16 protein-coding genes are annotated in these 16632 nt (G+C 43.1%); 5 read left to right on the top strand and 11 right to left on the bottom strand.

Features of this window, described 5'->3' with window-relative positions; translation table 11 throughout:
* Window positions 1-212: 212 nt before the first annotated feature.
* Both IM450_RS08090 and psbQ read left to right on the top strand, forming a co-directional pair.
* Window positions 213-1346 (top strand): FAD-dependent oxidoreductase, encoded by a 1134-nt coding sequence (locus tag IM450_RS08090; RefSeq protein WP_287666474.1) that lies wholly within the window; start codon window positions 213-215, stop codon window positions 1344-1346.
* A 367-nt stretch (window positions 1347-1713) separates the two neighbouring features.
* Window positions 1714-2154 carry a photosystem II protein PsbQ gene (psbQ, locus tag IM450_RS08085; RefSeq protein WP_002737745.1) on the top strand — a complete coding sequence of 147 codons (441 nt, stop codon included), beginning with the start codon at window positions 1714-1716 and terminating at the stop codon, window positions 2152-2154.
* A gap of 70 nt (window positions 2155-2224) precedes the next feature.
* On the opposite strand, the gene IM450_RS08080 is transcribed toward psbQ, so the two are convergent.
* Together IM450_RS08080 and IM450_RS08075 are read right to left on the bottom strand one after the other, a co-directional pair.
* Complete coding sequence (locus IM450_RS08080; protein WP_002801057.1) at window positions 2225-2524, bottom strand: 2Fe-2S iron-sulfur cluster-binding protein; 300 nt, start codon at window positions 2522-2524, stop codon at window positions 2225-2227.
* Between the two features lie 43 nt (window positions 2525-2567).
* Complete coding sequence (locus tag IM450_RS08075; protein ID WP_002801059.1) at window positions 2568-3827, bottom strand: phosphopantothenoylcysteine decarboxylase domain-containing protein; 1260 nt, start codon at window positions 3825-3827, stop codon at window positions 2568-2570.
* Window positions 3828-4057: 230 nt separating this feature from the next.
* Between IM450_RS08075 and IM450_RS08070 the strand changes: the two genes are divergently transcribed.
* Window positions 4058-4999, top strand: coding sequence for a DUF1517 domain-containing protein (locus tag IM450_RS08070; RefSeq protein ID WP_287666470.1), 942 nt, complete (start codon window positions 4058-4060; stop codon window positions 4997-4999).
* 341 nt (window positions 5000-5340) lie between these two features.
* On the opposite strand, the gene IM450_RS08065 is transcribed toward IM450_RS08070, so the two are convergent.
* The 5 genes from IM450_RS08065 to gltX form a co-directional block, all read right to left on the bottom strand.
* Window positions 5341-5709, bottom strand: a complete 369-nt coding sequence (locus IM450_RS08065; RefSeq protein ID WP_002801062.1) for an STAS/SEC14 domain-containing protein — start codon at window positions 5707-5709, stop codon at window positions 5341-5343.
* Between the two features lie 240 nt (window positions 5710-5949).
* Window positions 5950-6948: a type II restriction endonuclease gene (locus tag IM450_RS08060; RefSeq protein ID WP_287688586.1), complete on the bottom strand. Its 999-nt coding sequence runs from the start codon at window positions 6946-6948 to the stop codon at window positions 5950-5952.
* Window positions 6921-8333 carry a DNA methyltransferase gene (locus IM450_RS08055; RefSeq protein ID WP_287666465.1) on the bottom strand — a complete coding sequence of 471 codons (1413 nt, stop codon included), beginning with the start codon at window positions 8331-8333 and terminating at the stop codon, window positions 6921-6923. The genes IM450_RS08060 and IM450_RS08055 overlap by 28 nt, the downstream gene beginning before the upstream one ends.
* Before the next feature lie 130 nt (window positions 8334-8463).
* Complete coding sequence (locus tag IM450_RS08050) at window positions 8464-9546, bottom strand: ATP-dependent 6-phosphofructokinase (protein ID WP_002801066.1); 1083 nt, start codon at window positions 9544-9546, stop codon at window positions 8464-8466.
* Between the two features lie 252 nt (window positions 9547-9798).
* Window positions 9799-11241 carry a glutamate--tRNA ligase gene (gene gltX / locus IM450_RS08045; RefSeq protein ID WP_287666463.1) on the bottom strand — a complete coding sequence of 481 codons (1443 nt, stop codon included), beginning with the start codon at window positions 11239-11241 and terminating at the stop codon, window positions 9799-9801.
* Between the two features lie 295 nt (window positions 11242-11536).
* On the opposite strand from gltX, the gene IM450_RS08040 reads away from it, so the two are divergent.
* Window positions 11537-11824, top strand: coding sequence for a hypothetical protein (locus IM450_RS08040; protein ID WP_287666461.1), 288 nt, complete (start codon window positions 11537-11539; stop codon window positions 11822-11824).
* Between the two features lie 143 nt (window positions 11825-11967).
* Here IM450_RS08040 and IM450_RS08035 read toward each other — a convergent pair whose 3' ends face one another.
* On the bottom strand, window positions 11968-12444 hold the full coding sequence (locus IM450_RS08035; RefSeq protein WP_002747620.1) for an NAD(P)H-quinone oxidoreductase subunit N: 477 nt from the start codon (window positions 12442-12444) through the stop codon (window positions 11968-11970).
* A gap of 312 nt (window positions 12445-12756) precedes the next feature.
* On the opposite strand from IM450_RS08035, the gene IM450_RS08030 reads away from it, so the two are divergent.
* Entirely contained in the window at window positions 12757-13626 is an 870-nt protein-coding gene (locus IM450_RS08030; protein WP_002801070.1) for an ABC transporter permease, read from the top strand.
* Between the two features lie 48 nt (window positions 13627-13674).
* Here the strand turns inward: IM450_RS08030 and phoU are convergent, their stop codons facing one another.
* From phoU to IM450_RS08015, 3 genes are all read right to left on the bottom strand, one after another.
* The gene (gene phoU, locus IM450_RS08025; protein WP_002796027.1) at window positions 13675-14343 is read right to left on the bottom strand and encodes a phosphate signaling complex protein PhoU; all 669 of its coding nucleotides are present in this window, start codon (window positions 14341-14343) and stop codon (window positions 13675-13677) included.
* A gap of 149 nt (window positions 14344-14492) precedes the next feature.
* On the bottom strand, window positions 14493-15785 hold the full coding sequence (locus tag IM450_RS08020) for a sensor histidine kinase (RefSeq protein ID WP_002801072.1): 1293 nt from the start codon (window positions 15783-15785) through the stop codon (window positions 14493-14495).
* A gap of 47 nt (window positions 15786-15832) precedes the next feature.
* Entirely contained in the window at window positions 15833-16585 is a 753-nt protein-coding gene (locus IM450_RS08015) for a response regulator transcription factor (RefSeq protein WP_287665053.1), read from the bottom strand.
* Window positions 16586-16632 lie beyond the last annotated feature (47 nt).

Genomic DNA, 16632 nt, shown 5'->3' with positions numbered 1-16632 from the left:
TCTCTATTGGGAAGCGAAGATACTAGATAGAATTTGCTTAAGAATATCGAGTCCGAAAAGATCAAAATCCCAATTGACTGTCATTGGTTAAAAGTTCCTGGCCCCGATGTCTTGAGTTTTTGTCTATCTACCCTCGATCTTGCAACAGAATTTCTGTGTCAGAAGATATATTCATTAGAATTTAACTTTTCCGGCAGCAATCCCCTTTTTTTATGGATTTAGTCAAGCGTCTAGTTTTTATCGGTGGTGGCCATAGTCATGCGATCGCCCTTCGTCTTTGGGGGCAATCACCCCTAAAAAACGTTCAATTAACTTTAATTAGCGATGTCACCCATACCCCCTATTCGGGAATGTTACCTGGCCACATCGCCGGTTTTTATGATTTTGCCGAGACTCATATCGATTTACCTTCTCTAGCTAGGTATTCTCAAGCGCAATTCTGTTTAGCCAAGGCTAATTTTATAGATACGGAAAAATGTCAAGTAATTTGTAATAATTCTTTACAGATTCCTTTTGATTATCTCTCGATCGATATCGGCAGCATTCCGGCAGTGGATAATGTTATCGGTGCTAAAGAGTACGCTATCCCCGCCAAACCAGTGCCGATTTTTCGGGAAGGATGGCAAGAAATCCTGAAAAAAGCGGTTAATAACCCGAATAATACTCTAAATATCGTCATTGTTGGTGGTGGTGCGGGCGGGGTCGAATTAGCTTTAAATATGCAGTCCCGTTTGGCCAAAATTCTCAACTCTAGCAGTAATTTGAATTTATCTCTAATTCATCGAGGAAAAAAACTCCTACCAGCCCATAATAATTGGGTCGGTCAACGTTTAGAGAATATTTTTAAACAAAGGGGAATTAGATTATATTTATCAACGGATGTGACGGGAGTGCAAGCAGATCGGATTATCTGTTCATCGGGGTTAGTTTTGCCCATGGATTATACAATTTGGGTAACGACTGCCTCGGCCCCTAGTTGGATTAAAGCGTCAGGATTACTGACAGATGAAAAAGGGTTTATTTTAGTGAATAATTATCTGCAATCTCTTTCCCATCCCCATATTTTTGCCGTGGGAGATATTGCCACGATTCCAGATTATCCCCGTCCGAAAGCGGGAGTTTTTGCCGTCCGACAGGGAAAACCCCTATTCGATAATTTGGCAAGAATTCTGCAAAATCAGCCACTAAAACCCTATTTTCCCCAGAAAAATTATCTGAGTTTAATCGGCACAGGAGACCAACAAGCGATCGCATCTTGGGGCAGTTTCGCGTGGCAATCACCGTTATTATGGTTATGGAAAGATCGGATCGATCGAGCTTTTATGAAACAATTTGATCGGCTCTAGTTAGGGTTTGCTGAATAAATCTAAAAATCTTATCCAACAAGGTTTTTAGACTTTTTTTACCTGAAAAAGTGCCGACCATTGGAGTGATTGGGGGGAAAATTCAGGGACTTTTTCCCTGAAAATTGGGTAATTGACCACCTGAAAATGGGTAAAACCCCACACCCCACACCCCACACCCCACACCCTGCCACCAGGAAAAACTTTTTGCCGCAAACCCTAGTTATTGACACCGAGTTATTGTCAAGGCCGTTGGGAGTAAAATCTGATTTGGGAATCCCACAACCTGATAAAGTAAAAATCGTCCCGATAGCTTGACCGGTTATCGGGAGAAAACGTCAATAGTTTGTTAAATAGTACATATAAACCAATGCCACGTCTTCGCTCGATTATTTCCCTAGTTTTAGTCCTAGTTACTACGCTGCTGGTTAGTTGCAGTGGTCCCCAAGCAACTATCCCCACCGTCTATAGTCCGCAAAAAATCGAACAGTTACAGGTTTACATCCAACCCATAGAAGGATTTCGCCAAAAAATGAGCGTTTTGCAAGACCTCATCGCTGACAAAAATTGGGTAGATACTCGCACCTATATCCACGGCCCTTTGGGGCAATTGCGTCAGGAAATGGTAGGATTATCGCGTAATTTACTGCCCAAAGACCAAGAAAAAGCCAAGCAGTTAGCGAAAAATCTTTTCGTTCACTTTGAACGTATCGATGCGGCAGCCAAAGAAAAAGATGCTAGTCTCGCTGCTAATCAATTCCAAGAAGCATTAAAAGACTTCGATGCTTTCTTAAATATTGTTCCTAGTTAGTTTGTATTAGTGATCGGTGATCAGTTATCAGTGATCACCGACCAGGCCGCAGCTAAAAAACCGATAAATGCTATTTTGGTTTAGTTTGGACGCTAATAGGGCCATTAACCATGGTTTGACAGGCTAAACGATAATTTTCGGGTTTTTTCTTCAGACAGCGCTGCTCAAAGTCGGTTCTAGCGGAGAGATTTTCCATCCCCTCGACAATTGCCACTATACAAGTACCACACTGACCGTAACCGCCACAATTCATCAATTTACCGCCAAAAGTGTAGATATCAACGCCATTCTGGATTGCTTTCTCTCGTAAATTCGCTCCATCTGCCGCTACCACGATCTTATTCTCTTTGACGAAGTTGATGTTACCCATGACTGTATTACCCTAAATTTTTGCAAATTAATATTAAAAAATATTAAATTTTTTTGATTGTAACATTTTTGGCTCGCTCTTCTAAATATTCGGCGATGCCAATAGCGATCGCTTTTTTGCCGATAAATTTCCCCAGTGCCGCTTTTGTCACCAAATAAGCCACCTGTTCCCCGTGATCGCCCTTTTCCTCACCCCTATTAGCAATGACGGCCTGATAGCCCTTTTCTAGGCGTTTACGGGCGATTTCCAGTAACTCCTCCTGACTAACTCCCTCCTGATACTTGAAAGTCACCATCTCTAAATCGGGAAAATTTTCTCTCACCTTGTCAATCACCTTTTCCGTCGGCACAAAATTAAGATTTAACTGCCCTCCACTGGGAATCTTACCAGAAAAAGGGCTTTCTAAGCGATAATCTGCCACTGCTGCCGAAAAAATGCCAAATTTATAATCTTTACTCTCTAATTCTCCCATCACCTTCCCTAGATACTCGTCATAAGTTTCAATAATTTCATGGGGTAAATAAGCGGGGGGTGTATAGCTGCCCCGTCCGTGGATTAACTGCACCTTGGCCCCGCGCAGGTATAATTCTTCTGCAATAGCGGCCCCTAATTGTCCGGTAAAACGATTGGTTAAACGACGAATATTATCGATAATCACGGGTGTGGGTCCACCAGTGACTAAAATCGGCATATTTTTCAGGACAGAATTACTGAGAATCCCACAGGCTGCCACGGTAATCTCTTTTTCCCCGGGGAGATTGTGTTTACCGTAATCATCCCGGGGTGGCATAATCTGAACTCCCCAGCGATCAAGCGTTTGCAAAGATTCGCTCAGAATAGCATTATGTAAACTGCCGTGCATGGTGGGGACAAGCAGAATTTTAGTTTTTCCCTTTTCCTGTCGTCCCAAGGCCGAGGCCAAGCATGAAGTGATCACTCCGTCAGCGATTCCGTAACGAAACTTATTAATGGTGTTATAGGTAGCGGGAGCGACTAAATAAAGATCAAAGGGAGATTGATCGCTTAAATGTTCTGCTTTTGCCGTTAATTGGCTAATTACGGGATTAACCGTACTCCATTCCAAAGCTTCCTTAGTGACGTATCTTAAAGCTTCTTCCGAGACAAAAGCCACGACTGTGGCCCCGAATTTCCGCAAAGATCGGGCAATTAGCGGCGCTTTCATGGCCGCAATCCCTCCTGTCACCAGTAAAGCAATCCTTTTACCCCAGAGATGATGATTTTCTAAGGGTACTTCGCGATCGCCTAAGTCCGAATCCGTGGGAGGGGAGAAATTCCAAGTCATAAATTTGGGGAAATGGGGGAATGGGGGAATGGGGGAATGGGGAAATGGGGGAATGGGGGAATTCAACTAAAAAACCCCAAAACCCCAAAACCCTAAAATCTCAATACCCAACACCTTCTAACTGATAACTGATCACTGATAACTGATTCGGTTATCCCTATTCGGGATTTGTCTATCTCTGAGCGAGAAACTGGTTATCCTAGTAAATAAAGGGTTGCTTCGGTGTTCTTATGATTGACAAAATTTTAACTAAAGTTCGATCGCTTGCCAAGCCATTATTGGTTCTAGGATTAGTGACAACGCTGATTTTCGGTTCTATTCCCAGTGCTTTAGCGGCATCGGGGGGTAGAATGGGGGGCGGTAGTTTTCGCGCCCCTAGTCGCAGTATTAGCCCTTCTAGAGGTGGTGGTTACAGTTCCCCGGGTTACGGTGGAGGTATTGGTTTTCCCTTCCTTTTACCCTTCTTTTGGGGTGGTGGTGGCGGTGGCTTAATTTCTCTGTTAATCTTTTTTGCTATTGCCAATTTCCTCGTTAATGCTTTCCGTAATGGTGGAGGCAGTGACGAGAATGGTATGACGATAGAATCCGGTTATGAAACCGTCTCCGTGGCTAAAGTACAGGTGGGTTTGTTGGCTAATGCCCGTTATCTGCAACAAGAATTAAATCAAATCGCCCTAACTGTCGATACTAGCAGCTCCGAGGGACGAGTCGAAGTCTTACAAGAATCGGCCCTCGCCCTGTTACGTCATCCGGAATACTGGGTTTATGGTAACGTCGATTGCCAACAAACCAGCCTCAGCAGTGCAGAAGCGAAGTTTAATCAGTGGTCTCTCAACGAACGCGGTAAACTAACGGCGGAAACCTTAACTAATTACAATAATCAACTGCGTCAAGGTTCTAGAGAAAATATTTTACCCGAATCGGCCGGAGAATTAGCTAAAACCGCACCGGAAGGCTATATTTTGGTGACTATTTTGGCTGGCATTGTTGGTAAATTTTCCCTAGCCAAAATTAATGACTCCCAAGACTTGAAACAGGCCCTGCAACAAATTGGTAGTATGGGAGGCGATCGACTTTTAGCAGTAGAAGTGATTTGGACTCCCCAAAGCGAGGGTGATATTCTCAGTCAAGATGACATTCTCGCCAATTATCCCGATCTGAAATTAGTGTAATTTTTCGGGTAATAACTCTAGATATTAGCTAAAATCTCCCTTTTACGGGGAGATTTTTTGATTAGGGTTTGCGGCAAAAAGTCAATTGGCTGGTGATGGGGTGAGTTTCGTCGGTTAGTCCCTCGCAACGAAACCCAAAAACTCCACCGATTATGCCTAAATCCTGATAACTTGGGAGTTAATCATACTATTAAAAACGGATTTGGTATAAGACCAGTATTTTACCTTCTATTTCATGACTCGGATTCTTTCTCTATCGATCCAACCGTGTATTAGACATCTCCAAAATTCGGGCTAGATTGAGGTTAATTTCTGGAAATGTCCATTGTACTGTAAGGGAATCAGGAGCCGCCCAAGATCCATTGAGTCGCTACCTCGGTTTCCCCCCAAGGAAACTGCCTGACTTCAGCCGCGACAAAGTGGGAAGCCAGACTTTCAATCAGTTTAACCAGAGTGGAATCAGTCACCACTGCAACTTTACTGACGTACTTGTGATGGTCGCGTATCAGCCGGAAATGAGCGACCAAGGCACCAAAACTCTCCCAACCAGTGAACGTGGGAACTTCGATGATTACGCCAGCAAGGCCACCAGTGGCCTCAATGTGGGGGTCCACTGCCTCCGCAATCTTGATGAAATCTTCCGCCGCAAGTGCAGATTTAGGTTGCATATAGAGAATGCTATGCGCGGCATCTAAATTATACTCTATCATAGTTTGCCTCTCCCAAATGGTCGAAGTCTAACTATATACTATCACAAATAATGGGACCAAGATTGAGGGAAAATTAACAAGCGATCGCAGAAAATAACCACAAAGACACAAAGACACAAAGACACAAAGATTAGGCTGGTTAATTCTTCTTGCCATCCAATCAGAATTGGGTGGTTTATGCGTTGCTAACCAACCCAACTGGACTTTATTTGACTGGTAATTTTCTAGATATTAACTAGGTTAAAGATGGCATAGCCAACGCATAATTGAAACCAGTTGATTATCATTGGTTAAGTTAGCGGCATTGGTGAGTTTTTTCGTCTCTAATTGCTGATAAATTTCCCTGGCCATTTTTGTTTCAATAGCAGCGCCGATAAAAAAAGTATAAGGATGCTTAGATATTTTTCTAAAAGCATCATCAATTCTCTGCAAAGCAGTACGAGCAGTTTTCCAATGTTCATCTGCTCCCGCGGGATCAATCCCACCTTTCAATTCTCCCAAAGCAATGTATAAATCAGGAGATTGTAAGGTTTGTTTTTTGTTTTTTTGATTAGCTAATTGCGTCGAATCACATTTTAAAAGACACAAATGAATATTGCTGTTATTAACAATGGGAACATTGACATTATAAATTATTGTTCTTGGTTGGCTGTTATTTAACCAGCTAACACCTCTAACCAAGATTTCTAGATTAGGTGTCATTTCTTCAGCTTCTCTCCATTGATTATTACTAGAATTGAGCCAATCATAAGCAATTCCTGCTACTCTTAAAGTTGCTAATAGAGAACGAGTAAATTTACTTTGAGCTAAGGAGCCACCCGCGTTTCTCATGATTCCTCCTAAAGTGTCACCCCGAATCAATAGAAATCTATAGACTAACTCCTCGACAAAATTAGTCCCCGCAGGTTCCAGAAAATTGACAATTAATTCTTGAATTGCTTCTACCTTGTCTTGGGGATGTAAATAATTTTTAGATTTATCAGAAATTCCCGATGCAGTTAATAAAGCCGCTTGAATATCTGGGATGTTTAGTAAATCTCTAGGATTGTTTACGGTTTGTGCAATAATTTTTAAGGTTCTTGCTTCTGCAATTAAAGGAGTAGCTCTCTGATTTTTTTCTAAGGCTAGAGCAATAAATCCTGAACGGATAGCTTCATAGGTAGTCTCCAAATCACAACTTTGGTTTAAATGCAAGAGATAGGGTTTTTCCATTAAGGCTTTCTCCACACATAAATACATTTTCTTAAAGATTCTCTACCATGACATCCCATTTGCTGACTACTATTACCTTTTCCCTGAGGAACTACTAAAATATTTTCTACTTTAAATCCAATTTCTTCAGCAATTTTTGACAAAATTAAATCTACAGAAATACTAGCTCCCGCATAGCGCACGTTATCATTAATCATACAGAAAATACCCGAGGATTTCATAACCCGAAAGCATTCATAAATTAGACAAGACATTTCCAGAAAATACCCCCTAATCATCCGAGGAATACCATGGTTATTTAAGGCCTTGCTTGATTTTAATTCCTCTAAACAACCTAGGATACTTTCTAATAATTTTTGACGATCAGTTATGGCAATGGCTGGCGACCAATGTTCATTGATTTTTAGTAACTCTTTGGGTTTATTTTCAACAGTGCAACTAAGCATTTGTTGACGTAATTGTTTTAATTGTAGTTGATCTATTCCCAATAGAGCCAATTCAAAAGCGTAGATACGAGTATAATCATAGCGATTACAATAAGGAGGAGAAGTAATAATAGAATCGTATTTTTCTGACGAAATCTCTGGCAAAATCTCAAGACAAGAACCTTGATATAGTTGAATTTTTCCCCGAGGATAATCTCTAGAAAAAAGTTCCAATTGTTGCTGACTAGGCTCTAAATCTGCGAGAATTTCTCGTAACTTGCTATGTAGGGCAATTTTAAAGTCTAAAATTTTTCCTTTGTCAAATATATTTTTACCCTGTTGTTTACCAGAACGATAATCCCAACGGAGGTATTGACCATCTTTTCTAGTATAGCTAATTGATTCGAGAATAGAAAGTAAGGCAAATTTTAAGATCGCTTGCACTCGCTCATTCTCTTGGGCAATCAACCCTAAGTAACTTTCTATACAAGCCTGATTTTCTTGGGGATATGCTCCTTGAGTAATTGGTAATTCTAATAACTTAACTTTGTCATCTACCTGTTGCCAAAGGCTATGGTTAGACCAATACTCTAGACGATGTATATCATCACTATTTAAGCCATTTTCTAAAATTTGTCTAGTAATAATTAATTCTTGTCCAATCGGCAATAGTTCTATTCCATCTGCTGATAAACCCCTGGCCGCCGCCGCAAATAAAGTTGTTCCGCTGCCCGCAAAAGGGTCTAGTATTTTTCCTTGTTTGATACCATATTTTTCTAGAAGATAAACTATCAGATCAACGGAAAAACCCTCTTTATATTTATACCAGCGATAAACTGGTTGGTTCTTATTACCTTGAAAACTGACTAGGGTACGAGATAATTGCTCAGAATCAAGTAATTTGTCTTGAAAATAATTAAATAATTCTCGATCAAGATTGTTGATTTCTAACAATCTTTCTGCTACATTAACCGAACTATTAATCATTTAGGTTTACTGGCAAAATTGCCGAAAAATAATTATCAAAATTTATCTTTATTTGAGGGGTAATTTTAATCGGTGGGGAAAGGGCGATACTTAAGAATTAATTCTCGCACCGATTCCCCTAGATTTAATCTCAATCCCCTAGACAAATACCCAAACCCCTGGCGGTTTTGACTAAAGTTTCTTCGGGATCGACGACGCGATAGGTTTTAATCGCCTCCTCAATGGGAACACTGACCACTTGCCGATTTTGCCAGGCCACCATGCGATCGAATTCTCCCCGAGCGATCAGATCCACGGCCGCTACGCCAAAAGCCGCCCCCAGTAAGCGATCCATCGGAGAAGGAATACCCCCCCGTTGAATATGGCCCAGGAAAGTCACTCTCGTTTCGGCCCCAGTTTCCCTAGCAACTTCTTCGGCTAAATAGCGACCGATACCCCCGAGACGATCTTCTCCTAGGGCTTCCTTTTGCACTAGGCGATTGCCGGTTTCGGTACGCACGGCCTCGGAGACAATAATCAGAGAAAACTGTTTATCCATACGCTGCCGTTGCCGGATCTTCTCGCAGATCTTCTCTAATCGGTAGGGAATTTCGGGAATGAGAATGATATCGGCCCCCCCCGCAATACCGGCAGCCAGGGCGATATGGCCGGCATCTCTACCCATAACTTCTAGAATCATCACCCGGTTATGACTAGCGGCGGTAAAATGGAGGCGATCGAGGGCTTCTGTGGCAATATTAGTAGCTGTATCGAAGCCGATGGAGACTTCTGTAGCTCCCACATCATTATCGATGGTTTTGGGGATACCAATCAGATTAATGCCTCCCTGTTGGGCAATACGGCGCAAAATCGCCAGACTACCATCGCCACCGATGCCGATCAGGGCATCCAGTCCCAGACTATGATAGCCGTCGATGATGTCCTGAGAGCGATCGATCAAGGTTCCATCGGGCATCGGGAAAGCGAAGGGATCCCCCTTATTGGTAGTACCGAGAATTGTTCCTCCCATCACCAACAGGCGATCGACTCCTTCAATATCAAAGATAGTGGTTTTGGGGGGACGGCTAACTAATCCGTTCGTTGCTTCTCGAATACCCACCACTTCCCAGCCATAATTGCCACTGGCATGGTGGACAACGGCACGAATGGCGGCATTTAAACCCGCACAGTCACCGCCACTGGTGAGAAGTCCAATTCGTTTTTTTTCACCCATAGGTTTTTGTCAGGAGATTAACAAATCTATATTTAGGGAAAAGTTGCGGATAATGCCTAAAAATTAAGAAAGTTTCTAGATCGTCCCTGACAGCTAGGGGAAAAATTCACCCCCATCCCCTCAGTAATCGATCACGAGCAGGGTATGCAGGGCGACACGGATTCCCATTATACTAAAAAGTATATAGCAATATTAGGGCATTTGTCAACCCTAATATGCAAGAAATTTTCTGATAACTGATAGCCAATCAATTTAACTATTTACTGCTTGCTGAAGACGGGATAGATCCCAACCTTTTTGATTGAGAAGTAGCCAAGACTGCATTAAATCAGGACCGTGTAACTCCCCCATCAAAGCGGCCCGCAGAGACTTCATTACTAGACCTTTTTTAACCCGATGGGCTTTAGTTGTGGTCTCCACAATTCCCTTGGCAACTTCTCCAGTCAAATCGGGAGTAATAGCGGCGAGAATATCCTTGATAATATCCTTAACTCCCTCTAATTGTAATTGACTTAAAGCCTCCTGATTATAATTAGCCAGAGGGGTTAAAAGTAAGCGACTTTCAGCGACAGCATCGCTTAAACGAGTTAAACTCGGACCGATGAGAGTAGCCAAACCGATCAACCAAGCTCGATCGGTTTCAGCATCAAAATTATACCCTGCTTCTTGCCAGTATGGGAGAAGTAAAGGCACTAATTCCTCACCGGTTAAACGATGGAGATATTGACTATTAATCCAATCCAGTTTAGTCCAGTCAAATTTTGCCCCCGCTTTATTTACCCGTTCTAAACTAAACACTTCTGCGGCCGTTTCAAGGGTAAAAATTTCTTCAGTGGAATCGGGAGGAGTCCAACCCAGTAGAGTCATGTAATTAACCAAAGCTTGCGGCAGAAAACCCAGTTTTCGGAAATCATCGATCGAAGTGACTCCATCCCGTTTAGATAACTTGCGACCCTCCTGATTTAAGATCAAAGGACTGTGGGCAAACTCCGGCACTTTTGCCCCTAAAGCTTCGTATAAAAGAATTTGTTTAGCCGTATTAGCGATGTGATCTTCCCCACGAATAACATGGGTAATTTCCATATCGATATCATCAACAACTACCGCTAAATTATAGAGAGGCTGACCGAATTGTTCCTCCCCATTTTCCGAGGTACGAGCGATCACCATATCGCCACCTAAATCACTACCTTTCCAGATAACTTTTTCCCGGATTAAATCCTGCCAAATAATTTCTCGATCATCGTCAATAATAAAACGAATTACTGCTTTTCTCCCCCCTTGCTCGAATTGAGCTTGTTGTTCGGGGGTGAGATAACGATGACGATTATCGTAACGGGGGGCAAGATTGCGGGCTTTTTGTTCTTCCCGCATTTTTTCCAATTCTTCCGGGGTACAATAACAACGATAGGCTAAACCTCGATCGAGCAGGGTTTGAATGGCTTGACGATAATAATTAAGGCGTTGAGTTTGAAAAAAAGGACCTTCATCCCAATTCAGTCCTAACCATTGTAGGCCCGCTTGAATATTTTCCGTATATTCTGGTCGAGAACGCTCTAAATCTGTATCTTCCACGCGCAAGATAAATTTCCCCCGGTGATGACGGGCAAAAAGCCAGTTAAACACGGCTGTGCGTGCGGTTCCAATGTGTAAATTTCCCGTGGGACTGGGGGCAATACGAACTCTTACTGTCACGATCTAACTCCTAGGTTTTTGCGGCAACCATATCCCATGTTATGGCAAATTCACCTAGGTCAACTGGCAAAATTAAGACAGTTTTCAGCCAGGGTTGCCAGCAGCAATTATCAGTTCTTTTGTACCGATTAAGCTGGGAGTGTTAGGCCTGAGTAACCGCACTGGGGAATCGAAGAACAATAAAACATCTTGGGGAATGTAAAAATATATAAAAGTATGTGAAGATGTGCGGAATGTCGTTTATAAATTTTGGAGATATCTATTGGTTTTATCTCTGAGGTTGCGATTAATCACAATGTTTGGAACTCTATTATCTTCGATTTTGCTTACCCAGTCTGATTATTTCCATCTGACTCCCACTAATAAGGTGGCAGTGGAGAGAAGAATTGTCGAAAAAAGTTTTGGTTCCGATCCTCAGATTAATCCTAGGGAAATCTCTAGTATTTTGAATCTTCAGCCCCAATGTGGTGCGAATCCTGCTAATTCTCAGATTCAATGCACTTGGAAAGAAGGAAATAGACAGATAAAAGCCTATTGGTCAAAACCTTGGCGCTTTCAGCGCTGGGAATCTAGGGGATTCTAGCCATATCTTGAGGTAATATCAGTTCTAAAAATAAATAGCAAAGGGTGAGGGAGGAACAACAAACTCTCAATAAATGAAGTTTCCCTCTCCGGGGAGAGGGTTTGAGGGAGGGATATTTTAGTACCCGTGTTATTTCGGTAATTCTAGGCAGCGATTAAAGATTTGCTCAAAGGTTGCCAACGGAAATATCTTTCCCCACCCAATTCGAGGACAAATTTTAACCGGGGTTCCTGTTGACTAAGATTAATTAAGTATTGTTTTTCTTCCGAGGACAAAACAAAACTTTCAATAATCCAAATCACTAAACCTTTAGATTTGGGGGGTAAATTTTCCAATTGATAGGTAGCAATGGGAGGAATAAAATAAACCGGTCCCACGGCTGCTTCCCGACCGATATTTTTTTTACCTAAATGGGGGGGACGGACTCCATGAATGCCGGTAAGATAGGCACTTAAATCGCCTAGACCTCTAGCAGTGATATGCAGGACATTGTACCCAGTGGCCCGTAAACGTCTTTGATAGCGTCCCTCGTAACCTCCTTCTAAGGGTGCGTAAACACCTAAAGCGCCGTATTGTTCCAGATCGCGAATAAATGGTTTTCCTGTGGTCAGTAGTGCCATAGCTAGTAAAAAAATCTTTTTCCCTATAATCGCACGTTTTGTTAAGTTGTGCGTCAGGTGAACAAAGAAAGACTTAAGATCAAAGATAGAGAGAGACAATCGCTACTCTCCCAAGGAGGCAATATGTTTCACGATCTCCTTTATCCCAACGGACTGCTTTATATCCTCATTAAACTAACTGTTTTAGCGTTAGCAGTCTTGCTCTGGTTTATGGTCGTTTCGGCCCCGGCTGTCTGAAAAAAACACTGCTCTTGTCTCAGGTTAGCCTTGTCTTCTACAATTAGCGTTCTATGCAATGGCTAAATTTTGTCGATGACTCCTGTTAAATTGCCGATCGATCCTTTTCTGAAACCCAACCTAACCACTAAGCTCCTAGGGGTGGGGTTGGTATTGACAATTATTTTTATCCTGATTGCCCTGTTTTCGCCCCTTCTGCAAGCGATCGGCCTGATTCAGGATCCAACCGACATTTTAAGCAATTATCCCCTACAAGCCCCCAGTTCCGGGCATTGGTTCGGGACGAATGTGCGCGGTTATGATGTCTTTTCCCGCACCCTATTCGGGACCCGGGCGGCCTTGTCCGTGGTATTTTTGGCCACAGGATTATCTTTAGTCATCGGGGTTCCTTTAGGGTTAATTAGCGGTTATTTGGGGGGTAAGATCGATCGCGTTCTCCTCTTTCTCATGGATACCCTCTACACCTTGCCGGGGTTATTATTATCGGTGGCTCTCGCCTTCGTCTTGGGTCGTGGTATCGTCAATGTAGCGATCGCTGTTAGCATTGCCTATATTCCCCAATATTTTCGCGTGGTCAGAAATCAAACCGCCAGCGTTAAAAATGAGTTATTTATCGAAGCGGCACGAGCGATCGGTGCTAGTCCAGGCCGGATACTATCAAAATATCTTTTCTTTAATGTCGTCCAGAGTGTCCCGGTTCTTTTTACCCTCAACGCAGCGGATGCGATCCTGGTTTTAGGCGGTTTAGGCTTTTTAGGCTTAGGATTACCAGAAGAAGTGCCAGAATGGGGTCATGATCTCAAGGAAGCTTTGGCGGATTTATCTACAGGCATCTGGTGGACCACTTTATTCCCCGGATTAGCAATGACCACGATGGTGGTGGGTTTATCTCTCTTGGGAGAGGGGTTAAGTGAAATTTTAAACCCCCTGAGTCGTAAACGCTAAAAGCGCGGGCCAGAGATCGAGGGAAATCAACTCAAGGCCTCCACACCCTCAGCCTCTCTGTCCGGTAACGATGTAGGATACCCTTTGGGCGATATTGGTGGCGTGATCGGCCATACGTTCCAGATGACGGATTAGTAAAGCCATCAGCAGGATCGGTTCCACCACACCCTTAATATCTCTTTGATGGGCGAGAGTGTGATAGAGATAGTCATAGGCTCGATCGACCGTATTATCTAGTTCTTTGACCTTTGGACCGGCTTCTTGATCGAGGTCAGCCAGAGCAACCAGACTCGTGGCTAACATATACTGAGCATGGTGGGACATGGCCTCGATCTCACTCATACAATCATGAGGAGTATAGGCGAATAACTTGAGTGCTATTTCGGCTAAATCCTTGGCATAATCGCCGATCCGTTCCAAATCGCGCACTAATTGCATAAAAGCACTTAAAAGCCGCAAATCTTGGGCTACGGGAGCCTGTAGAGTCATGAGAGTGGCACAATCTAACTCGATTTGACGATAGTAGCGATCGATTTCCTTATCGAGGGGGGCGATTTTTTTCGCCATTTCCAAATCCCTAGCAAAGAGGGATTGATGGCTAAGACGAAAGGATTCTTCGACCAAGGTTCCCATTCTCAGCACATCCTGCTCCAATCGCTGGAGAGAACGAGCGAAATAGGTGCGATCGGGATGATTGGTTTCTTTGGATAGGCTCACGGTCGGATTCGCTTAACATAAAACTACTCTTTCTCTACAGTCATAACAAGAAAATTTTAGATTTTGCACAGTTGTCTAGAGAACTTGACAGAATTTTTTCTCCCCTCTCCCCAATTCATAATTCATAATTCATAATTCATAATTCCCACCTAATTTTTTTGACGGGGGAGAGTGACTTGTAGGCGAGCGCCGCCGGTGTTAGGATCATTTTGAGCGACGATCGAACCGCCATGGGCTTGAATAATCTCTTTGGCAATCGATAAACCTAAACCGGTACTATAATCCTTTGTGCCTTGTTTTTGACGGGTGCGGGAAGGATCACCGCGAAAGAGGCGATCAAAAACGTAGGGGAGATCCGCTTCGTTAAATCCCTTCCCGTTGTCGATAACGTCAATTTTCAGCCATTTTTCCCCGATAGTATCGGATATTTCTCGAATTTCTAGGCGAATTTTCCCCTGATCGGGACTATACTTAATGGCATTATCAAAGAGATTCAGGAAAACTTGCAGCAGACGAGAATGATCCACTTCCAGCGTCCAATCCACCGGAGAGGAATAATCTAAGCTAATCTGTTTTTGGGCGGCTATTGGGGTGACAGTCTGCCAAGCAGCGCTGATTAATTCCTCTAGATTAATTATCTGGTATTGTAAAGATCGCCCCGCATCCGCTTGTAATTCACTGATTTCTAGCCAATCGCAGACTAATTGACTCAAACGCTCCACTTCTTTCCCCATTTGTTCTAACCAGCGTCTTTCGGGAGCTTGGAGGCGTTTTTGTAAAGCTTCGGTAAGGAGAGAAATGGAGGTTAAGGGAGTGCGTAACTCGTGAGTTAAGTCAGAGAAAGCTCGCTCGCGATTTTGCGATAATTCCACTAAAGGCTGTCTATTTTCGATAAATACAGCGATTTGACCTTCTGGCAAGGGATAACCGTAACCCTTCAAGGCAATCGATTTAGGAGCAATCACTTGGCGATCGCTAATAGGGGTGACAGGATAATTAGTCGGGTAAAAAGTCCAAGTTTGCACCTGTGGACTCTGTTTTTGGCGAGTTTCTTGAATTAATTGATCTAATTCGTAGGATCGCACCAATTCCAGCAGCAGACGCACCTGATCTGGCTGCCAGCGATCGAGTTTTAAGAGGGTAATTGCCTGTTGATTACACCAGAGCAGTTGATTATCGGCATCCACATGAAGATAGGCGATCGGCGCTCGTTCTAGCAAGGATTTCTGAATTTCTAAGCTCTTTTCTCGCTCTTGCAGACTTTGGGAGAGAAACTGTAATTCTCGACGCACTAGGGAGGTAACGGGAAAAGAAGCCGACAAATCCGCCGAATCCGAGAGAGCGCTTAGGGTTCGCTTTAACTCTCTATTTAAGCGTGAGACTTGCCAGTAACAAATACTCAAACCTAAAACTACTCCCAAAATAAAAGCGAAAATAGTCATTGTCTGCGCGAGCGGCGATCGCTAATCGGGAAAATATAATCGCTCACCTAGCCAAAACGATAACCGAAACCGCGTACAGTAATCAGGTATTCCGGTTGACTGGGATCGATTTCTAGTTTTTCGCGTAACCAGCGAATGTGAACATCGACGGTTTTGGTGTCTCCTAAAAAATCTGGCCCCCAAATTTGTTCAATTAATTGCTCTCTTGACCAAACTCGGCGCGGATAACTCATAAATAGGTCGAGGAGACGGAATTCTTTAGGAGAAAGGTTAATTTCTTCATCTCGCACTGTCACCCGACATTCCTGGGTATAGAGAAGAACATCGCGGAATTTGCGCACGGTAGCGGCAGCTAGGGAAGTAAATCCTTGACGACGAATCAGAGCGCGACAACGAGCGACTAATTCGCGCATACTAAAAGGTTTAGTCAGATAATCATCGGCACCTACTTCTAAACCCAAAACTCGATCGGTTTCGCTGGCCTTAGCACTTAAAATTAAAATCGGGATAATATTGCCGTGATAGCGCAACAGACGGCAGATATCAAGACCGTTGATTTGGGGTAACATTAAATCCAAAACGACCAAATCAAAACGAGACTCACCGTGATTAGATTCTTGACTTTGCAGTAATTCTAGGGCAACGCGACCATCACTAACACCGAGAGCCTCGTAACCTTCTTCTTCCAAAGCCAAAATAATCATATCCCGAATCACTTCTTCATCTTCAACGATTAAAATCCGATGATTGGGAACGAAATCCGTACTCACCGACAAGGGGGGGGTGTCAAGGGTTAACATAAAAATACTTGATTATTCGTCTTGATTTTATCTCAATTTGTCAACCC

Source organism: Microcystis sp. M083S1 (assembly GCF_020246405.1).
GTDB lineage: Bacteria > Cyanobacteriota > Cyanobacteriia > Cyanobacteriales > Microcystaceae > Microcystis > Microcystis aeruginosa_C.
The sequence above is the reverse complement of the archived record's forward strand: the minus strand, read 5'-3'. Positions and strand labels throughout refer to the sequence as shown.

Excerpts from the sequence above, each read along its gene's own strand:
- IM450_RS08090 (WP_287666474.1), top strand. The coding sequence starts at position 213 with ATGGATTTAGTCAAGCGTCTAGTTTTTATCGGTGGTGGCCATAGTCAT.
- psbQ (WP_002737745.1), top strand. The coding sequence starts at position 1,714 with ATGCCACGTCTTCGCTCGATTATTTCCCTAGTTTTAGTCCTAGTTACT.
- IM450_RS08080 (WP_002801057.1), bottom strand. The coding sequence starts at position 2,524 with ATGGGTAACATCAACTTCGTCAAAGAGAATAAGATCGTGGTAGCGGCA.
- IM450_RS08075 (WP_002801059.1), bottom strand. The coding sequence starts at position 3,827 with ATGACTTGGAATTTCTCCCCTCCCACGGATTCGGACTTAGGCGATCGC.
- IM450_RS08070 (WP_287666470.1), top strand. The coding sequence starts at position 4,058 with ATGATTGACAAAATTTTAACTAAAGTTCGATCGCTTGCCAAGCCATTA.
- IM450_RS08065 (WP_002801062.1), bottom strand. The coding sequence starts at position 5,709 with ATGATAGAGTATAATTTAGATGCCGCGCATAGCATTCTCTATATGCAA.
- IM450_RS08060 (WP_287688586.1), bottom strand. The coding sequence starts at position 6,948 with ATGTATTTATGTGTGGAGAAAGCCTTAATGGAAAAACCCTATCTCTTG.
- IM450_RS08055 (WP_287666465.1), bottom strand. The coding sequence starts at position 8,333 with ATGATTAATAGTTCGGTTAATGTAGCAGAAAGATTGTTAGAAATCAAC.
- IM450_RS08050 (WP_002801066.1), bottom strand. The coding sequence starts at position 9,546 with ATGGGTGAAAAAAAACGAATTGGACTTCTCACCAGTGGCGGTGACTGT.
- IM450_RS08040 (WP_287666461.1), top strand. The coding sequence starts at position 11,537 with ATGTTTGGAACTCTATTATCTTCGATTTTGCTTACCCAGTCTGATTAT.
- IM450_RS08035 (WP_002747620.1), bottom strand. The coding sequence starts at position 12,444 with ATGGCACTACTGACCACAGGAAAACCATTTATTCGCGATCTGGAACAA.
- IM450_RS08030 (WP_002801070.1), top strand. The coding sequence starts at position 12,757 with ATGACTCCTGTTAAATTGCCGATCGATCCTTTTCTGAAACCCAACCTA.
- IM450_RS08020 (WP_002801072.1), bottom strand. The coding sequence starts at position 15,785 with ATGACTATTTTCGCTTTTATTTTGGGAGTAGTTTTAGGTTTGAGTATT.
- IM450_RS08015 (WP_287665053.1), bottom strand. The coding sequence starts at position 16,585 with ATGTTAACCCTTGACACCCCCCCCTTGTCGGTGAGTACGGATTTCGTT.